Origin of the sequence: Rickettsia endosymbiont of Lasioglossum villosulum, assembly GCF_964026455.1 — a bacterium.
GTDB lineage: Bacteria > Pseudomonadota > Alphaproteobacteria > Rickettsiales > Rickettsiaceae > Rickettsia.
Genome location: NZ_OZ032152.1, coordinates 579,929 through 597,817 on the forward strand (window position 1 = coordinate 579,929; position 17,889 = coordinate 597,817).

A 17,889-nucleotide genomic window follows, 5' to 3' on the forward strand; every position below is an offset into this window, starting at 1 on the left:
TATTTTTAACTGGCTCTAGTTCATAAATCACGGGATGACAGGGGAAAATGGTCCACGCAGGCAATGCCCACTCGCAATGGCGTATTTAGTATTTACGTAACAAAATCACTAAAACCCGCTTAAGCTATTAGGACCAATAACAGCAGATGTAGCGTTAGTACTAAATATTCTAGCTGCTGTTTGTATAATATCCTCGGCTTTTATATTCATGATAATTTCCATAATCTCTTCAGGAGAGATATATTTACCGAAAACAGCATAATTTTTGCCTATCTCTTCTGATTTATAAGCTACTTTTTCCTGAGCCATTTGTAAATTACTGCGGATTTGTGTTCTAGCTCTTTCGATCTCTTCTTGTTTTACTTGCTCTGTCATTCTCTTTATTTCATTCTTCAGCTCTGCGGCTAATAGCTCTAATTTATCGTGAGCTGTACTTGCATAAATAGTAAATACTCCGCTATCAAAATAGGGACTATTATAACTTCCTACAGCATATGCAAGTCCTAATTTTTCACGAATATGTTGGAATAATCTTGAAGACATCCCACCGCCAAATATTATAGCAAGTAGCTGAGTTTGGTAAAGCCTTTCTAAATTAATGTAAGATGTTCCTTCAAATCCTAATATTAAAGTAGTTTGTTCTAAATCTTTATTTATAAAGCTATGACCGCCTATATATTTTGCAGGTGAAAAATTACTTTTCTTTCCTTGTGTTAAAGAAGAAAATAAACGTTCTGCTTCTTTTACTATTTCTTCATGGTCAACATTACCTGCAATCGATAAATAAAAGTTCTCAGCATTATAATGTTTACCTGTAAAGTTTAAGAAATGATCCTTATTAAAAGTCTCAAGGGTTTTGCTTGTTCCAAGTATCGGTTTACCAAGCGGCTGATCTTTAAACACACTATTATAAAACTTTTCATATACTAAATCATCAGGATTATCTTGAGCATGTGCTATTTCTTGCAAAATTACCTGATACTCCTTTGCTATCTCTTTTTCAGCAAAAGCAGAATTTTGTACTATATCAGCAATTATTGCTAGTGCTTTATTACAATTTTCAGATAACACTCTTGAATAATATACTGTCTTTTCATGACCGGTATAAGCATTAAAATGTCCGCCTATAGAATCAAACTCTTCAGCTATTTGCTTTGCTGTTCTGGTTTTAGTACCTTTAAAAGCCATATGTTCAAGGAAATGTGATATTCCTTCTTCTTCCGGATTTTCATAACGGCTACCAACTTTGGCTATCAAATTTATTGCTACCGAATTAACATAAGGCATATTATATGTTAAAATCGTTAAACCATTCTTTAATTTACTAACGTTAAAATTTTCTTTCATAATTACTTTTTTATTTTCTAAATCGTCATACAATATTGTCATCCCGTGGCTTGTCCACGGGATCTTGTATAACAAACTGTGTCTTGAGATCCTGCGATCGAGTTGCGGGATTACATTGCAGTGATGACTCTCTCAACTTCGCAAGCCGCAAAAATCTTGCAAAAGCAAAAATCATTGAATCTACAAAACCATCAAAGCCGAACACAAAATATCTTCTAATAAAAAATGCTTTGAAAAACCACCATATCATTTCGGTTGCTATTCGAATATTCGATGGTTTTTTACCCTGCTTAATTAAATCTTTTGCTTGCTCACCGGAATAAAAATTTGCTTTAGCTACTAGCTGCTCGATCGAAGTACCTGAATAGTGATAAGCAGCTTCATTTAATGTATAGATTTTATTTGCAAAATCAACATCCTTATTAAACACTACCGAATCATGAGTGGTGCTATTTATAGTATTTGCAAAACTAGCAAATTTTTTATTATACAATCTAGTGCATTTATTATAAGGGGCAAAAATTCTAGGGCGTGTATCATTACGATGCATTATTAAAAGCTTTATCTGATAAGCCAAATAACGATCTTGATTTTGAGAGGCAAAGATATATTCTATTTCGTCTTGCAACTCTTTAGAAAGTTCTTCATCAGCATCAATATTAAGAATCCAATCGTTTTTACATAGATCTTCAGCAAAAGATTTCTGCCCTACATAACCAAGCCATGGCTTTACTACTACCTTAGCTCCTAAGCTTTCAGCGATTGCTACAGTCTCATCAGTACTTTCGCTATCTACAACTATCACCTCATCAGCAATGTTTTTTACGCTATTTATAGCCCGTTCTATCCTTGCAGCTTCATTTTTAGTAATGATAAAAGCTGAGATTTTGTTCATAATACTTACACCGTCATTGCGAGGAAATTACGTCAGTAATGGTACGTACACAATCCAGTTAAATAATCTCTTCATATAAATCTCTCCATTCTTGATTTATTTCTTCAATAAGTTCCAACTTTCTTTTTCTTGAACCGCCTTTTATTTGCTTTTCCCTTGTGATTGCTGATATCATAGTGTCATGTAACTCATAAAACACCAGCATTTTACAATCATACTTTTTAGAGAATCCTTTTAAAAGTTCATTTTTATGCTCATATATACGTTTAGTAAGATTAGAAGTTACTCCAACATACAGAGTACCATTTCTTTTGTTAGTAATAATGTATACTACTGGTTGTTTCATAATAATGTCATTGTGAGCAAAAAGGAATATAGAAACAGAAAAATAAAAAAAAAAATGCTAAAAATTAGCATTTTTTAACTGGATTGCTTCGTCAATTACTAACGTAATTTCCTCGCAATGACGAACATATTTAAACCAGCTCGTGCTATTTTTTTAGCATCTTTTTGTGCTTGTTTAGTATAGGCTCTGTGAACATTTCTAAAAAGATTTAATTTCGGCTCTTTTTTGCTGCAAATTATAAGATTTTTTTGAAATATGAATAACTATTCCGGCAAAAATCTTATTAATTTTCGCTAAAAAATAGCTCAAAATTGAAAATCAATTAGAAATGTTCACAGAACCTAGCGAATTATATACATTTATAAAAAATTACCAATCTAGTTTATTGCTATACTTTTCTATTGGTTCTTTTCGTCCTTCGGTTATAGACTTATGCATATTTGGAATAGATAGTAAATATAAAGTTTCTTCCATATTACGATAATCTTCTTCTGAAATTAATACTACCTTGCTTTTCTTACCTTTAATATAAATAGGTTTATTTATACCCCTAATAAATGAAGAGTTGAGTATACGAAGATCAACTTGGAAAAGAGCAAGGAGTATATAAGTCGAGGAGCGGAGCGTACAAATAGTATGTGAGCACCACAGATCTTATAAGACGACGTAGCCAATTTTTCAAGTTCATCGAGTATACTTATGTTTTCCTATTAAAAACCTAATTAGCTTTAATAGCATCACTACTCAAAATAAATTTCTTTATCTTCTCAAAAGCGGTGTTTTCTATTTGTCTAATACGTTCTTTAGAAATATTATATTCACTACTTAAAACATCGAGAGTTTTAGGAGTATCTTGCAATTTACGCTCTGTTAAAATACGTAATTCTCTGGCGTTTAAAACTTTCATAGCACTAGATAATAAAGCTCTCTTATGAGTCATATCTTCTTTACTAATGGCTATAGCTTCAGGGCTTGGGCGTGTTTCAGGTAGTAATTCTATCAATTCACCTGAACTTGCATCATCATTATTTATAGTATTATTTAATGATAAATCAGAACCGGAAAGCCTGATATTCATATCAGAAACTTCACTAACTGAAACGCCTAATTCATCAGCGATTTGGACAAAATCATCGCTTGTAATAGCTCTTGAATATAAATTAGTGATTTTATTTTTAATTTTACTAAGGCTGAAAAATAATTTTTTCTGTGCAGCAGTCGTACCCATCTTTACTAATGACCAAGATTTTAATATATATTCTTGAATAGCTGCTTTAATCCACCACATAGCATAAGTTGATAAACGAAAACCAAGCTCAGGATTGAATTTTTTTACTGCTTGCATTAAACCTATATTACCTTCCGATACTAATTCGGTAACAGGAAGACCATAAGTTCTATAACCAGTTGCAATTTTTGCAACTAACTTAAGATGGCTAGTTACTAACTTATGTGCCGCTTGCAGATCATTCTGCTCTAAGTAAGATTTAGCCAGCAAAAACTCTTCTTCTTGCGTTAGTGAAGGAATTTTGTTAATTTTCTGTAAGTAGCTATAAAAGCCTGATTCACTAGAGATTGCTAATGCATTAATATTACTAGTCATTACTAACCTTACCAATTAATTTTCTTTATAATATCATATATATGTTCTAAAATAAACTATTTCTAGAGTATTTTTAAATAAAATCAAATAATGTCTAAAAAATCTAATAAGAATTTAGCGTTTTCCTTATTAGGACTAATAATTAGCATGGTACTACTTAGCTTTGCTGCCGTACCGCTTTATAACTTATTTTGTAAAGTTACGGGATATGGCGGTACTACTAATAGAGAAACAGTAAGTATCTACTCTAAAGTCAAAGGAACTAGACCTATAATTATTGAGTTTGATGCTAATGTCGATAAAAATCTACCTTGGCGTTTTATTCCAAGACAGCAGAGAGTGCAGATTGTTCCGGGACAAAATACTTTAGTTTTTTATGAAACAGAAAATTTAAGTAGTAACGATATTATAGGAACTTCAATTTATAACGTTACTCCTAATAAAGCAGGAAAATATTTTGTAAAGATTCATTGTTTTTGTTTCGAAGAACAATTATTAAAAGCCGGTGAGAAAGTTTTAATGCCAGTCACGTTTTATATAGATAAGGATTTCGAAAACGATCCTGAAATGAGAGATGTAAAAGTACTTACCTTGTCTTATAGCTTTTTCAAAGTACGAGATGTTAAAAAATAAGGAATTATCAAAACATAAGATTTTAATTAATTGATTAATTCTATTAAAAACAGTAAAATCTAAGAAAACAATTATTTTTATGATAGTACAGAAAAGTTATATTAATAATAATGGTAGACTTGCAATTCCTATAAAAGTTAGGAAAAAGTTAAAACTCAAAACAGGTGATGAGGTAACAATAAAATATAATGATTCAGAATTAATAGTATCAACTTTTCATTCAAATATAGAAAAAGCCCGAAATATATTAGATAAGTATAAAAATATTGATCTAAATAAAGAATTAAAGCTTATGAGAAAGTATGATTCTGATGTCATTCCCGCGGAGGCGGGAATCCAGAAAAATAATAAAAAATACTAATTTTATTAGTATTTTTTAGCTGGATCCCGTGAATAAATCACGGGATGACAGGGGAAAATGATCCACGCGAGCAATGCTTATGCAGAAATGACATCAAAGTTTAACGAGTATACTCAATAATCCATTTACGTAATTTAACTATTGGCGAAGTATTTATAAGAGCTGTAGACGGCAATGCTTTACCATTAGTATTAAAGTTAATTATTGGATCTATACCATATATGCTATACCAAGCTTTTAACGGCGAACTATTCGAATTTTTACGATGAAACCAACTTAAAAGCGGCGTAGTCTCTTCATATTCTATTACTTTAACTGATTGTGGATTTTGGTGATATACAAGGCTAAGCACTGACTGGTCTGAGTGATGCCATTTATATTCGTCATAATTAGGATGAATATTATAATCTTTACCTGAAAGGACTCTAATATCCTCACAACTTTTTAGCCATTTTTCAATAAAGGAGCGAGCAAGCTTAGTATTACGTACTACAATAACCGCACTCCAAATATGATCATCATTTCTACATTCTTCATTAAGGCAATTCATCAAGGCAAAGCTTTCGCCTTTTACAAAACTGCCGTTTTTACGATCACGATCATGTACCAGTAATACATCATTATTGCCTAACAGATTAGTCAGATTGCTAATATGTTGTTTGATAATAAAAGCTGAATCTAAATATACTATAATAGCTTCCTCGGGAGCATTTTTCATTGTTTCAAGTATAATATAGGGTTTCCATAACCATAGACCCGCTCCTGCTTTTTCATTAAAAATTTCTTGATGTTTTTCAATAAATGTTTGATCAATATGTTTTTTCTTATAATTAAGTATAAAGTCTATACCTTTATTAATCGCATAATGACTTGTCGCATTCTGGTTACGATAAATATGTTCTGCACCATCAGCATAAGAAACTAAATAAATAGGTTCTTTTATTGAGTTTTGAACTGATAAATCCACTTTCTGCATCGATAAATCATTTATAAAACCTTGGCGAGCATATTCTAAAATAACCAGCACCAAATAAATAAATATTAATGCAGCAAACGTTTTACATAAAGTTTCAAGGGATTTTTTATATTGCAACGACATATTATTAGCTTTTAATTTGAATTAAAGTTTAGTGTAATGGTTTTCTAGTTTTTATGCTAATCATTGCTTATTTCCCAATCAGATTCGAAAGAACAATTTACTATATCATCATTTATTCTAACTGTTCCTTTTAAGAAACCAAAATAACTTCTTTTAATTCTTTTAAGGTGTTTTTTAAACATCTGCACATTAGTATTTATTCAGTATGTATAATAATAGCAGAAAAAAAGTAACATTAAAATTTAAATTTTTCATAAATAATTGGTTGTAATTTATCGTAAATCTAGTATAACTTGCTGTTTGTTTAGAAGTTCTTATGATTAACTCAAACGATAGACAGTCTACTTTAGTCGTTGCGATGTCTGGCGGCGTTGATAGTTCAGTGGTTGCTGGGATATTGTGCGAACAAGGCTATAATGTAATAGGTATTACCCTGCAATTATACGATCATGGTATGGCTGTGGGCAAAAAAAATGCTTGTTGTGCAGGTCAGGATATTTATGATGCTAAAATGGTAGCAAACAAGCTTGGCATGCCTCATTATGTGCTTGATTATGAAAGTAAATTTAAAGAATCGGTAATAGATAATTTTGTTGATAGCTATTTGCGAGGTGAGACGCCTCTGCCATGCGTACAATGCAATAAATCAGTAAAATTCAGGGACTTAATCAAAACTGCTAAAGAACTTGGAGCTGATAAACTTGTTACAGGTCATTACGTACGAAAAATAAATGGTGATAATGGTCCAGAACTTCATATGGGGCTTGACCCTTTAAAAGATCAAAGTTATTTTTTATTTGCAACTACTAAAGAACAGCTTGAATATTTGGATTTCCCGCTTGGAAGTCTTACTAAAGACGAAACAAGAAAACTTGCTAGTAAATTTGGGCTTGAGGTGGCAGATAAGCCTGACAGCCAAAATATTTGCTTTGTACCTGATGGGAATTATAAGAACGTAATAAATAAGATGCGTCCTAATGCAAGCGAAAGCGGTAAGATTCTGCATATAAATGGTTTTGAGTTAGGAACTCATAGCGGCATAATTAACTATACTATAGGACAACGACGTGGTCTTGGGATATCTTACCACGAGCCTTTATATGTGATAAAGATTGATCCTAATAGTAATATAGTATATGTAGGTCCAGAATCTGCGTTAAACGTGCAGGAATTCGTAATTAAGGACGTGAATTGGCTAGCCGGTAGCCTAAAAGATGGCGAGAAGCTGGAAGTAAGCGTTAAAGTCCGCTCAACAAGACCCCCTCGTTTAGCTGAAATAAGTAAGCTTGAGGGTGACAGAATGAAAGTAAAGTTTTTGTCTGAAGAAAAGGCTGTTGCCCCTGGACAAGCATGCGTTATTTATGACGGCACAAGAGTACTTGGCGGCGGCTGGATTACTAGGGATGTGTCATCCCGTGGCTTGACCACGGGATCTTAGGACGCAGTCTGCGACACAAGACTCCGCAATCAAGTTGCGGAGTGACATTAAACACATAATTCATAAAAAAATAAGCTCACTAAAAACAGGAGAAACTAATGAGTTTTTTAAGAAAGAAAAGTTTTGAATCAGTAAAGGAAATAGGTAGCTCGAGCGGTCTTAGTAAGACTCTTGGAGCATTTGACCTAATACTACTTGGACTTGGTGCTATGATTGGTACCGGCGTGTTCGTTGTTACCGGCATAATAGCCGCTAAATATGCAGGTCCTGCTGTAATGTTATCATACGCAATTGCAGGTATTACCTGTATTTTTGTAGCTTTTGTTTACACTGAGCTTGCGGCAATGCTTCCGACATCCGGTAGTATTTATACTTATTCCTATGTTGCATTCGGTGAAGTATTTGCTTGGATGATTGGTAGCGTTATAATATTAGAGTTAGGAGTTGCTTCAGGAATAGTTGCTGCCGGTTGGTCTGGTTACGTACAAGGGATACTCGCAGCTGGTGGAATTGAGTTGCCGAAAGCTTTAACTACAGTGCCGACAAATGGCGGTATAGTAAATTTACCTGCATTTTTAATTTCGGTATTTATTGGGTTCATTCTATTTTTAGGTACTAAAGACAGTAAAAAATTAAATGCTATTTTAGTATTTGTTAAAATGGCGGCGATATTCGTCTTTATAATTGCTGCTGCTCCACATTTTGATGCAACTAATTGGAGCAATTTTATGCCGTTTGGTTTTAGTAATGTCTTAGTTGGTGCATCTATTTTATTCTTAGCCTTTACAGGATTTGGAACAATTGCAACTGCTGCCGAAGAGTGTAAAAACCCAAAGCGTGATATAATGATCGGTATTATCGGCTCGCTCATTTTAACTACTATAGTATATGTAGCAATGGCAGGTCTTGTTACGGGTATTGCACCTTTTGATCAGTTAAATAACGATCAACCGCTTGCTTATGCTTTAACTATCAACAACAGTAAAATCGGCTCAGCTATCGTTGCAACCGGTGCAGTTTGCGGTATGATGACGGTGTTAATGATGAATATTTATGGTACTTCACGTATTTTTTACGCTATCGCACGTGATGGGTTACTACCAAAAAGCTTTGCAAAATTACATCCTAAGTACGATAGCCCATACATTACAATTATAATATTTGCATCTTTAGCTGCTATTCTTGGAGGATTTTGTTCAACGGAATTATTGACCCAATTAACTTCGATGGGAGCAATTATTGACTACATAACTGTTGCAACAATAGTGTTGTTGTTTAGAACAAGACTACCGAATGCTCAAAGACCTTTTAAATGTCCTTTGGTATATATTATTGCTCCTTTTATTATATGTGCATGTGTATATTTGTTATTTATTCAAGTATTTGATGGTGAATTTAATTTACATACTGCAGGACGTGCTTTATTAATTTGGTTTGTTACGATATTTGTTTTATATATTGTGAGATCATTTTTTATGAAAAAAGAAATATAGCTAATGTCCGTCATTGCGAGGAGGTTATTTTAATAACCGACGTGGCAATCTCATGAAATAATACGAAAATTCCTGAGATTGCTTCGTCAAAATTTTTAATTTTTCCTCGCAATGACATCAAAACCAAAAAAACAAAACTAGTACAATGACTGATAAACTCCAACCACTTCGAGGAATGAAAGATCTTTTGCCGGATGATTATAAAGTTCATGATTATATAATCAATAAAGCAAAAGAGGTTGGGGAATTATATGGCTATAAGCAAATGAGTACGCCAGTACTCGAATATACCAAAGTCTTTAATCGCTCAATGGGTGAAAGCTCTGACGTAATTAGTAAAGAAATCTACAGCTTTTTAGATAAAAGCGATGAATCAGTAGCACTACGTCCTGAATTTACAGCAGGGATTGTAAGAGCTTTTATTTCTAACGGCTTGCAGCATAAACTACCTCTCAAATTATTTTCTACTGGTCCTGTTTTTCGTTATGATAGACCGCAAGCAGGGCGTCAAAGACAATTCCACCAGCTAAATTATGAATATTTAGGGGCTAAAGGAGCAATCTCTGACGCTGAAACCTTAAAATTAGCAGTAGATATACTTGAAAGTTTAGAGGTTTTAGCCGATACTATTTTAGAGCTAAACTCTCTTGGTTGCAGTCAGTCACGTGCTACTTATCAGCAAAAATTAGTAGAATATCTAAATGACTTTAAGGATGAATTATCAGAAGATAGTAAAATAAGGCTAACTAAAAACCCGATGCGGATTCTTGATTCTAAAAGCGAAATCGATCAAAAAATAATAGCAAATGCCCCTATTTTATCAGAGTATTATACTGATGAGTCAAAAGAATATTTCGAAGAGCTATTAAAATATCTTGATATTTTAGGCATAAAATACACCATAAATGCACGCCTAGTTAGAGGACTTAATTATTACTGCCATACTGCTTTTGAATTTACGACTACAAAGCTAGGAAGCCAATCCACTATTCTTGCCGGCGGGCGTTATGATGGGCTTAGTCGCATTATGGGCAATAACGATGAAGTACCAGCGATAGGTTTTGCAGCAGGAATTGAACGAATAGCCTTGATGCGGGAATATAATATAGATTCGGTAACTCCAATATTTGTATTGCCAATAGGTGAGAATAATATTCCGCATTCTTTAAAAATAGCCGATCAATTACGCTTACATAACATATCTGCGTTGATAGAAGTAAGTGGTAAAATGGCAAAAAGAATGCAAAGAGCTTTAAATGATAATGCCAAATTCATTGTCTTTATCGGTGACGAAGAACAAGTAAATAACAAACTCAAAATCAAAGATTTAGAAAAGCAAGAAGAGTATATTTTGGACTTTTCGAAAACAATTGAGTTGCTAAAAAAGCCTTAGACTTCTTTTATATATTATTGTACAAAGGGGCTTTGTTGCATGGTCGAAAAATATCCACAATGTCATTCTTAGCATATGCGGGGATTCAGAAGCCTTTAAATGTCATAACGTGGTTTCGGAACTAGAGCCAGAAAAATAATAAAAAATGCTAATTTATAGCATTTTTTAACTATATTGCACACGTACAAAACTTGTAGTTTTTCCTCGCAATGACGCTAAATAAATTTTAAAAAATAATATATGAAAAAAAAACTATATGAAGGTTCAAGTAAAACCCTATATACTTCTGAAGAAGAGTTTTTGCTTGTAATGGCTTTTTCTGATAGAGCTACTTTAGAAAATGGTGAAATTATTGATGTATCAGGCAAAGGAGTGCTTAATAATAATATCTCTTCTTTTGTAATGAATAAGCTTGAAATGATTGGCATTGAAAATCATTTTATTGAAAAGCTGAATATGAGAGAGCAGTTAATTCAATATGTTGAGATGTTTCCTCTGCAAGTAGTCGTATCTTCTGTTGCGTGCGGTAGGTTTGTAAAAGAATTTGGCATGGATGAAGGCTTTGTATTTGATAAGCCAATAATTGACTTTAAAGTAAAAAGTCGTGAGTTTAAATATCCGATAGTTAATGAACATCAAATATTAAATTTTGGTTGGTTAACTAAAGATGAAATTAATACAGTTAAAAAGCAAGCTTTGCGTATATATGACTTCCTAAGCGGTTTGTTCATCGGCATCGGTATTAGGCTTGTTGAATGCAGCCTTGAATTTGGACGGGTATTTACCGGTGAGGAATCTTTGGTAATGTTAACTGATGAAATTAGCCCTGATACTTGTAAATTATGGCATATTAATAGTAATGAAAGACTAGGATTTGAATTGCTAGAAAAAGACCCAGCTAAAGCTTATGAATCATATAAATTAATAGCTGATCGTTTAAAAGAAAAATAAGTTAGAATAAAAAATGATAAATATTTCTTTCCCTGATGGGAGTGTAAAACAGTTTGAAAAGAATATTACCGCATTTGAGATAGCTGAGTCTATTTCAACATCGCTTGCTAAAGCAGCAATGATTGCTGAGATTAATGGTGAGCTTAAAGATTTAAGTACTCAAATTGATAGTGATTGTAAATTGCGTATTTTGACTGTTAAAGATCCTGAATGTCTTGAAGTTATAAGGCATGATGCTGCACATTTAACAGCGGAAGCGGTAAAAGAATTATTTCCTGAAACGCAAGTAACAATCGGTCCTGCTATCGAAAATGGTTATTACTATGATTTCGCTAGGGATAAACCTTTTACTACTGATGATTTAGCGGTTATAGAAGCTAAGATGCATGAGCTTGTTAAAAAGAATGAGAAAGTAACAAGAGAATTATGGGACAGAGAAAAGGCTGTAGAATTTTTTAAATCGATAGGTGAGCATTACAAAGCTGAAATTATTGCCTCCATCCCGTCAAATGAGCCTATTAGTTTATACAGGCAAGGTAACTTTATTGATTTATGCCGAGGTCCACACGCTCCATCTACCGGCTTTGTTAAACATTTCAAACTGATGAAAGTTGCGGGAGCTTATTGGCGTGGTGATAGCCGAAATGAGGTATTACAGCGTATATATGGTACAGCTTGGGCTACTAAAGAGCAGCTAGATAGTTATTTATTCATGCTTGAAGAAGCTGAAAAGCGTGACCATAGAAAATTAGGAAAAGAGCTTGATTTATTCCATTTTCAGGAAGAAGCTCAAGGAATGGTATTTTGGCATGATAAGGGTTGGAGTGTATATAATACTATTGAGCAATATATTAGAAGAAAGATTCGCAAAAATGGTTATATTGAGGTTAAGACCCCTGTTTTAGTTGATAAGAGTCTTTGGGAGCTTTCGGGGCATTGGGAAAAGTTCCGTGATGATATGTTTGCTTTAGAAACAGACGACAAGACGCTTGCTTTAAAGCCGATGAACTGTCCTTGTCACGTACAGATTTTTAAGCAGGGTATTAAGAGCTATCGAGATTTGCCGCTTCGTATGTCAGAGTTTGGCTTATGCCATCGTAATGAGGCGTCAGGTGCTTTACACGGGTTAATGAGAGTGCGAAGTTTAGTGCAGGATGATGCACATATATTTTGCAGCGAGGAACAAATTACTGAGGAAACAGTTAGCTTTTGTAAGTTACTGACAGAGGTTTATAAGGATTTCAGTTTTACTGATATAAAAGTAAAATTCTCTGATCGACCGGAGGTTAGAGCTGGTAGCGATAAGACTTGGGATAAGGCTGAGAATGCTTTAAAAGAGGCAGTAGAGAAAGCCGGTTATAGCTATACACTAAACCCGGGCGAGGGTGCTTTTTATGGTCCTAAGCTTGAATTTGTGTTAACCGATGCAATAGGGCGTCAATGGCAATGTGGAACTCTGCAAATGGATTTTGTTTTGCCTGAGCGTTTAGATGCTAGCTATGTTGCAGCAAGTGGTGAGAAAAAAAGACCTGTGATGTTACATAGAGCAATACTTGGCTCGCTTGAGCGTTTTATTGGGATATTAATCGAAGAATATGCAGGACGTTTTCCTTTATGGCTTGCTCCTGTACAGGTTGCAATAGCTACCATTACAAGTGATTTAAACGATTATGCTTTAGAAGTACAAAAAGCTTTAATTGAGAGTGGCGTGCGAGTCGATATTAATATATCACCCGATAAAATTAACTATAAAATTCGTGAATTTTCTAACCAGAAAGTACCAATGATTGCGGTAATTGGAAAACAAGAAAAAGAGAATAAACAAGTAACTATTCGAAGACTTGGAACTACCGAGCAGGAAGTATTATCGATTGAGCAGTTGATAGAGCTTATTAAGGAAGAGAATAGTAAGTATATTTAGAAATGTTGTAGTATATCGTCATTGCGAGGAGCGTAGCGACGAAGCAATCTCAGGAAGTTTGACGAGATCGCTTCGTTAAGACTTAAGTCTTTCCTCGCAATGACGTTAAAAAATTTTATAAATGCAATATATATTTCCTTTTAATAATTCTTCAAAATATCACCCTGAGGAATTTATTGTTTCTGAGTCTAATGCTCTAGCTTATAATGCTTTACAAAATTGGCAGAATAGCTTTGGCGTTAATCCTTATAAGTTTACTTTACTAATAAAGGGTCCTGCCTCTTCAGGCAAAACCTATCTAACCAAAATATGGCAAAATTTAAGCAATGCTTATGTAATTAAAGATATTTTTTTTGATGATAAGATTTTAGCAAATCATAATGCTTTCATTATTGAGGATATAGAAAATTGGCAGGAAACAGCGTTGCTGCATCTATTTAATCTTATTAATGAAAAGCAAAAATATCTTTTGCTTACATCTAATAATAAAGGTAAAAATTTTACCTTACCTGATCTATCATCACGTATTAATTCTGTATTAAATGTTCTGCTTTATCCTCCTGATGATGAATTAATTAAAATTTTAATATTTAAACATTTTGCTACATCTTCTGTAACAATATCACAAATAGTAATAGATTTTTTATTAGTAAATTTGCCTAGAGAATATAACAAAATTTTAGAAATATTAGAGTATATCAATAACTTTGCGTTAACTTCTAAGAGAAAAATAACTATTCCATTAGTTAAAGAAGCTTTAAATTTTGTAAATATTTCTTACTAATTCTTTACTTTTTTGTTGACTTACATATAAAAAAATATAACTCTTTATTTGCAGTTTATTTTTTTATAAAGGAATTATGTTAGGATATCAAAAAGAGCAGACAAGTTTAAGTAGAAAACAAAAACAGGCTATAAGTTTATTATCCATAGGAAATTTTTTAGAATATTTTGATTTGATGTTATATGTTCATATGGCTGTATTACTTAATAAAATATTTTTCTCTCCTGATAATCCTCATTCAATAAAAGTACTTTCTGCTTTTGCGTATTGTTCAACATTTGTATTTAGACCTTTTGGGGCATTACTATTTGGCTGGATAGGGGATAATATAGGGCGTAAACCGGTAATTATAATTACGACTATAATGATGGCTTGCACCTGTATTGGTATGGCTATTCTTCCTTCTTATGATGAAATAGGTTTTGCTGCTACAATAATGGTTACACTTTTTAGAGCTATTCAAGGTATTTCCTCCTCTACTGAGGTAGTTGGTGCTGAACTTTATATTACGGAAATGGTAAAACCTCCTATGCAATATCCTGCTGTAGCGTCAGTCACAATTTTTTCTACACTTGGAACTTTAGCAGCACTTGGAGTAGCTACTATCGTAACTTCCGGAAATTTAAATTGGCGTTATTTGGTGCGTTGGTAGCTATTACCGGTACTATGGCACGTACAACGCTTAAAGAAACTCCTGACTTTATTGATGCAAAGCGAAGAATAAAATCTAGTCTAGAAAAAACCGGTTTAGACCCAAAACAAATCGATAATAATGATATTTTAAAACAAAAAACGAATTTAAAAACTTTTATTTCTTATTTTGTAATTCAATGTACTGGACCCGTATGGCTTTATTTTGCTTATTTTTACTGTGGAAATATTTTAACAGAAGTTTTTGGATATAGCCCTGCTGAGGTTATTAAACATAATTTTTTTATTTCAATTGGAGATGTTATCGGTGGCATATTATTAACTTATCTTAGCTATAAAATATACCCTTTAAAAATATTAAGAACAACATTTTATATTTTTGTAATATTTCTTTGTTTTTCACCTATAATAATGCAGAATTTAGCTCCTAATTATTTAATGCTAATTCAATTATATTTGCTCCTGGTTATTTTCCAGCTACGGCAATTTTTTATAAACATTTTCTGGTATTTAAACGCTTCACGCATACTAGCTTTATATTTGCTATATCACGTGCACTTATGTATATCATTACGTCATTTGGACTTGCTTATTTAACGGAAATTTTTGGATATATAGGAATATTAATGATTATGGTACCTGTAACAATATTCTATTATCTAGGATTACGCCATTTTGAAAAATTAGAAAAACAGGTTAATAATTTTAATATCCCTTGAGTTTAGTATTAAAAATAAGTGATAAAGGTAAGAGACAATTTTTACCTTTATCACAGAATTTATTTACCAACAGCATTTATTCAAAAAATCCATAAAATCTTCTTTTATAACAACCTTTCTTTCACAATATCCAGGTTTGCGTTTTTCATTCTCTTTATCTGTTTTAGATAGTTCCAAAGAACTTGTTTTTTCATTAATAATATCATCAACTTTCAATTTAAAAATCCTTAATTTTTTAAACTAATTTAATCTATTTCATTTTATATTTCAAGTCAATTAATTTAAATTCTATACACTAAAAATCCCTTGACTACGTTTAATTCCTATAATATCCTGTAATTTACCATTAAATCCCAAGATAACCCAAATAATACCAATGAATATATTTTTATCGAAATTTATCAATAATAATATTGATAAAAAGGGTAGGGTATCAGTACCGGCAAATTACCGAGCGGTATTAGGGAAAGAAGCATTTAATGGGATAATTGCTTATCCATCGATTAGAAATAATTGTATAGAAGCTTGCGGTATATCCCATATTGAGAAACTAAGACAGATGATTGAGTCGCTTGATCCGTATTCTGAAGAGCGTGATGCTTTTGAGACTATAATATTTGGTGAAGCTGTACAGCTTTCATTTGATGGGGAGGGCAGAGTGATATTGCCCGCATCTTTAATGCAGCATGCGGGGATTGAGGATCAAGTATGTTTTGTAGGTAAAGGAGTAATTTTTGAAATTTGGCAACCGCAAAATTTCAAGGATTATTTAGCTTCTGCTCAAAAGCTTGCCCACGAGAAACGTTTAACTTTAAGGAATACGAATTGATGCAACAGCCTCATATACCCGTAATGTTAAACGAGATGCTGAAGTTTTTAGCACCAAAAGCCGGTGAATCCTACTTAGATTGTACGTTTGGGGCAGGGGGATATAGTAAAGCGTTATTAGAAAACTGTGATTGTTATGTCACAGCTTTGGATCGTGATCCAAATGTCATTAAGAAAGCAGAAGAGATAAAACATAATTATAAAGATAGATTTGATTTTGTAGAAACAAATTTTGGTAATTGTTTTGCAAAGCTCGAATCAAAAAAATTTGACGGCATAGTGCTTGATTTAGGTGTTTCTTCTATGCAACTTGATATACCAGATCGTGGATTTTCGTTTTTACATGACGGACCTTTAGATATGCGTATGAGTGGGCAGGGGCTTAGTGCCGAAGAGTTTATAAATACCGCAGAAGAAAAAGAGCTTGCGGATGTAATTTATAAATATGGTGATGAGACTTTTTCCCGAAGGATTGCTAAGAAAATTGTAGAAGTAAGAAAAGCCGCAAGGATTGACAGTACTGGAAAGTTAGCTGATATAGTGCGTAGCTGCATAGGTTTTAGAAAAGGTAAAATTGACCCTGCAACTAAGACTTTTCAAGCCATCAGGATTTATATAAATAACGAACTTGGAGAGCTTGAGCAGTTCTTAGCGAATGTAAAAAATATACTAAAAAAAGATGGTCGTTTAGTTGTTGTTTCGTTTCATTCGTTAGAAGACAGAATAGTTAAGAATTTTTTCAAAGAAAATTCAGAAAAGCCAGTAGCAAGGTCAAAATACGCTAAAGAAGATGTTATATTGAACCCGGATAAATGGCTTAAGATTATTACTAATAAAGCGGAAATACCATCAGATAAAGAGATATCTCTAAATGTAAGGGCAAGATCAGCAAAATTAAGAGCAGCGAAGAAAATATAATTATGAGTATAAAGAAATTTCATTATTTAGTGTTGCTAGTAATAATTATAGCAGTTTGCAGCTTGTTTACCATTAAGGAACGAGTTTCAACTATTGATTACCAATTAAGTAGTGTTTTAAAACAAATAAATAGTGAAAATAATAACATTCATATTTTAAAAGCAGAAAAAGCTTATCTCATCTCGCCAGCAAGGTTAAAAAATCTTGCAACTGCTTATTTAGAATTACAAACGGTGAAACCTTGTCAAATGGTAAGAGATCCATTATCACCGATTACTGCCTCAAATATTAGATTTGATCAAGATATTAATATTTTTAAAAGCAATAATAATCGGAGACATAAGAGAATTACAAATAATAAATATATACAGACAGTTTCAAGTCGGGAGAAGCCTTAAGCGTCATTGCGAGTGAACGAAGTGAGCGTGGCAATCTCAGGACTTTTTCATAAGATTGCTTCGTCAATTACTTTTCTGGATCCCGTGGATAAACCACGGGATGACAAGGTG

Annotated in this window: 20 protein-coding genes and 1 pseudogene; 13 read left to right on the plus strand and 8 right to left on the minus strand. The window is 33.0% G+C overall.

Going from position 1 to position 17,889, the window contains the following annotated elements; genetic code table 11:
* Nucleotides 1–108: 108 nt before the first annotated feature.
* The 5 genes and pseudogenes from AAGD49_RS02830 to rpoH all read right to left on the minus strand — a co-directional run bounded on the left by AAGD49_RS02830 (nt 109) and on the right by rpoH (nt 4,191).
* A complete protein-coding gene (locus AAGD49_RS02830; RefSeq protein WP_341789211.1) occupies nt 109–1,347 on the minus strand; it encodes a pitrilysin family protein in 1,239 nt (412 codons plus the stop codon).
* A 25-nt stretch (nt 1,348–1,372) separates the two neighbouring features.
* Nucleotides 1,373–2,242 (minus strand): glycosyltransferase family 2 protein, encoded by an 870-nt coding sequence (locus AAGD49_RS02835; protein WP_341789048.1) that lies wholly within the window; start codon nt 2,240–2,242, stop codon nt 1,373–1,375.
* A gap of 58 nt (nt 2,243–2,300) precedes the next feature.
* Complete coding sequence (locus tag AAGD49_RS02840) at nt 2,301–2,588, minus strand: GIY-YIG nuclease family protein (RefSeq protein ID WP_341789049.1); 288 nt, start codon at nt 2,586–2,588, stop codon at nt 2,301–2,303.
* A gap of 369 nt (nt 2,589–2,957) precedes the next feature.
* Nucleotides 2,958–3,128, minus strand: a pseudogene (locus tag AAGD49_RS02845) (type II toxin-antitoxin system Phd/YefM family antitoxin); the annotation flags it as partial.
* Between the two features lie 178 nt (nt 3,129–3,306).
* Complete coding sequence (gene rpoH, locus AAGD49_RS02855; RefSeq protein ID WP_011477198.1) at nt 3,307–4,191, minus strand: RNA polymerase sigma factor RpoH; 885 nt, start codon at nt 4,189–4,191, stop codon at nt 3,307–3,309.
* Between the two features lie 90 nt (nt 4,192–4,281).
* Here rpoH and AAGD49_RS02860 point away from each other — a divergent pair, with 90 nt between their 5' ends.
* Nucleotides 4,282–4,824: a cytochrome c oxidase assembly protein gene (locus tag AAGD49_RS02860; RefSeq protein ID WP_341789050.1), complete on the plus strand. Its 543-nt coding sequence runs from the start codon at nt 4,282–4,284 to the stop codon at nt 4,822–4,824.
* 79 nt (nt 4,825–4,903) lie between these two features.
* Nucleotides 4,904–5,185: an AbrB/MazE/SpoVT family DNA-binding domain-containing protein gene (locus tag AAGD49_RS02865; RefSeq protein ID WP_341789051.1), complete on the plus strand. Its 282-nt coding sequence runs from the start codon at nt 4,904–4,906 to the stop codon at nt 5,183–5,185.
* Between the two features lie 100 nt (nt 5,186–5,285).
* Here the strand turns inward: AAGD49_RS02865 and AAGD49_RS02870 are convergent, their stop codons facing one another.
* Both AAGD49_RS02870 and AAGD49_RS02875 read right to left on the minus strand, forming a co-directional pair.
* Nucleotides 5,286–6,284, minus strand: a complete 999-nt coding sequence (locus tag AAGD49_RS02870; RefSeq protein ID WP_341789052.1) for a hypothetical protein — start codon at nt 6,282–6,284, stop codon at nt 5,286–5,288.
* A 56-nt stretch (nt 6,285–6,340) separates the two neighbouring features.
* Nucleotides 6,341–6,466 carry a hypothetical protein gene (locus AAGD49_RS02875; protein ID WP_341789053.1) on the minus strand — a complete coding sequence of 42 codons (126 nt, stop codon included), beginning with the start codon at nt 6,464–6,466 and terminating at the stop codon, nt 6,341–6,343.
* 134 nt (nt 6,467–6,600) lie between these two features.
* On the opposite strand from AAGD49_RS02875, the gene mnmA reads away from it, so the two are divergent.
* The 8 genes from mnmA (at nt 6,601) to AAGD49_RS02915 (ending at nt 15,512) form a co-directional block, all read left to right on the plus strand.
* Nucleotides 6,601–7,722, plus strand: coding sequence for a tRNA 2-thiouridine(34) synthase MnmA (mnmA, locus tag AAGD49_RS02880; RefSeq protein WP_341789054.1), 1,122 nt, complete (start codon nt 6,601–6,603; stop codon nt 7,720–7,722).
* Between the two features lie 98 nt (nt 7,723–7,820).
* A complete protein-coding gene (locus AAGD49_RS02885) occupies nt 7,821–9,215 on the plus strand; it encodes an amino acid permease (protein WP_341789055.1) in 1,395 nt (464 codons plus the stop codon).
* A gap of 145 nt (nt 9,216–9,360) precedes the next feature.
* Nucleotides 9,361–10,608 (plus strand): histidine--tRNA ligase, encoded by a 1,248-nt coding sequence (gene hisS / locus AAGD49_RS02890; protein WP_341789056.1) that lies wholly within the window; start codon nt 9,361–9,363, stop codon nt 10,606–10,608.
* A gap of 240 nt (nt 10,609–10,848) precedes the next feature.
* On the plus strand, nt 10,849–11,559 hold the full coding sequence (locus AAGD49_RS02895) for a phosphoribosylaminoimidazolesuccinocarboxamide synthase (RefSeq protein WP_341789057.1): 711 nt from the start codon (nt 10,849–10,851) through the stop codon (nt 11,557–11,559).
* 13 nt (nt 11,560–11,572) lie between these two features.
* Entirely contained in the window at nt 11,573–13,480 is a 1,908-nt protein-coding gene (thrS, locus tag AAGD49_RS02900) for a threonine--tRNA ligase (RefSeq protein ID WP_341789058.1), read from the plus strand.
* Between the two features lie 121 nt (nt 13,481–13,601).
* Nucleotides 13,602–14,264 carry an HdaA/DnaA family protein gene (locus AAGD49_RS02905; RefSeq protein WP_341789059.1) on the plus strand — a complete coding sequence of 221 codons (663 nt, stop codon included), beginning with the start codon at nt 13,602–13,604 and terminating at the stop codon, nt 14,262–14,264.
* 76 nt (nt 14,265–14,340) lie between these two features.
* Complete coding sequence (locus tag AAGD49_RS02910; RefSeq protein ID WP_341789060.1) at nt 14,341–14,916, plus strand: MFS transporter; 576 nt, start codon at nt 14,341–14,343, stop codon at nt 14,914–14,916.
* Nucleotides 14,917–14,930: 14 nt separating this feature from the next.
* Entirely contained in the window at nt 14,931–15,512 is a 582-nt protein-coding gene (locus AAGD49_RS02915) for a hypothetical protein (RefSeq protein ID WP_341789061.1), read from the plus strand.
* 185 nt (nt 15,513–15,697) lie between these two features.
* Here the strand turns inward: AAGD49_RS02915 and AAGD49_RS02920 are convergent, their stop codons facing one another.
* On the minus strand, nt 15,698–15,850 hold the full coding sequence (locus tag AAGD49_RS02920) for a hypothetical protein (protein ID WP_341789062.1): 153 nt from the start codon (nt 15,848–15,850) through the stop codon (nt 15,698–15,700).
* A 160-nt stretch (nt 15,851–16,010) separates the two neighbouring features.
* On the opposite strand from AAGD49_RS02920, the gene mraZ reads away from it, so the two are divergent.
* From mraZ to AAGD49_RS02935, 3 genes are read left to right on the plus strand one after another with little or no spacing between them, the layout of a single operon-like run.
* A complete protein-coding gene (gene mraZ, locus AAGD49_RS02925) occupies nt 16,011–16,463 on the plus strand; it encodes a division/cell wall cluster transcriptional repressor MraZ (protein ID WP_011477211.1) in 453 nt (150 codons plus the stop codon).
* The gene (gene rsmH, locus AAGD49_RS02930; protein WP_341789214.1) at nt 16,463–17,380 is read left to right on the plus strand and encodes a 16S rRNA (cytosine(1402)-N(4))-methyltransferase RsmH; all 918 of its coding nucleotides are present in this window, start codon (nt 16,463–16,465) and stop codon (nt 17,378–17,380) included. Before mraZ ends, rsmH begins: the two co-directional genes overlap by 1 nt.
* Before the next feature lie 2 nt (nt 17,381–17,382).
* The gene (locus AAGD49_RS02935; RefSeq protein WP_011477213.1) at nt 17,383–17,778 is read left to right on the plus strand and encodes a hypothetical protein; all 396 of its coding nucleotides are present in this window, start codon (nt 17,383–17,385) and stop codon (nt 17,776–17,778) included.
* Nucleotides 17,779–17,889 lie beyond the last annotated feature (111 nt).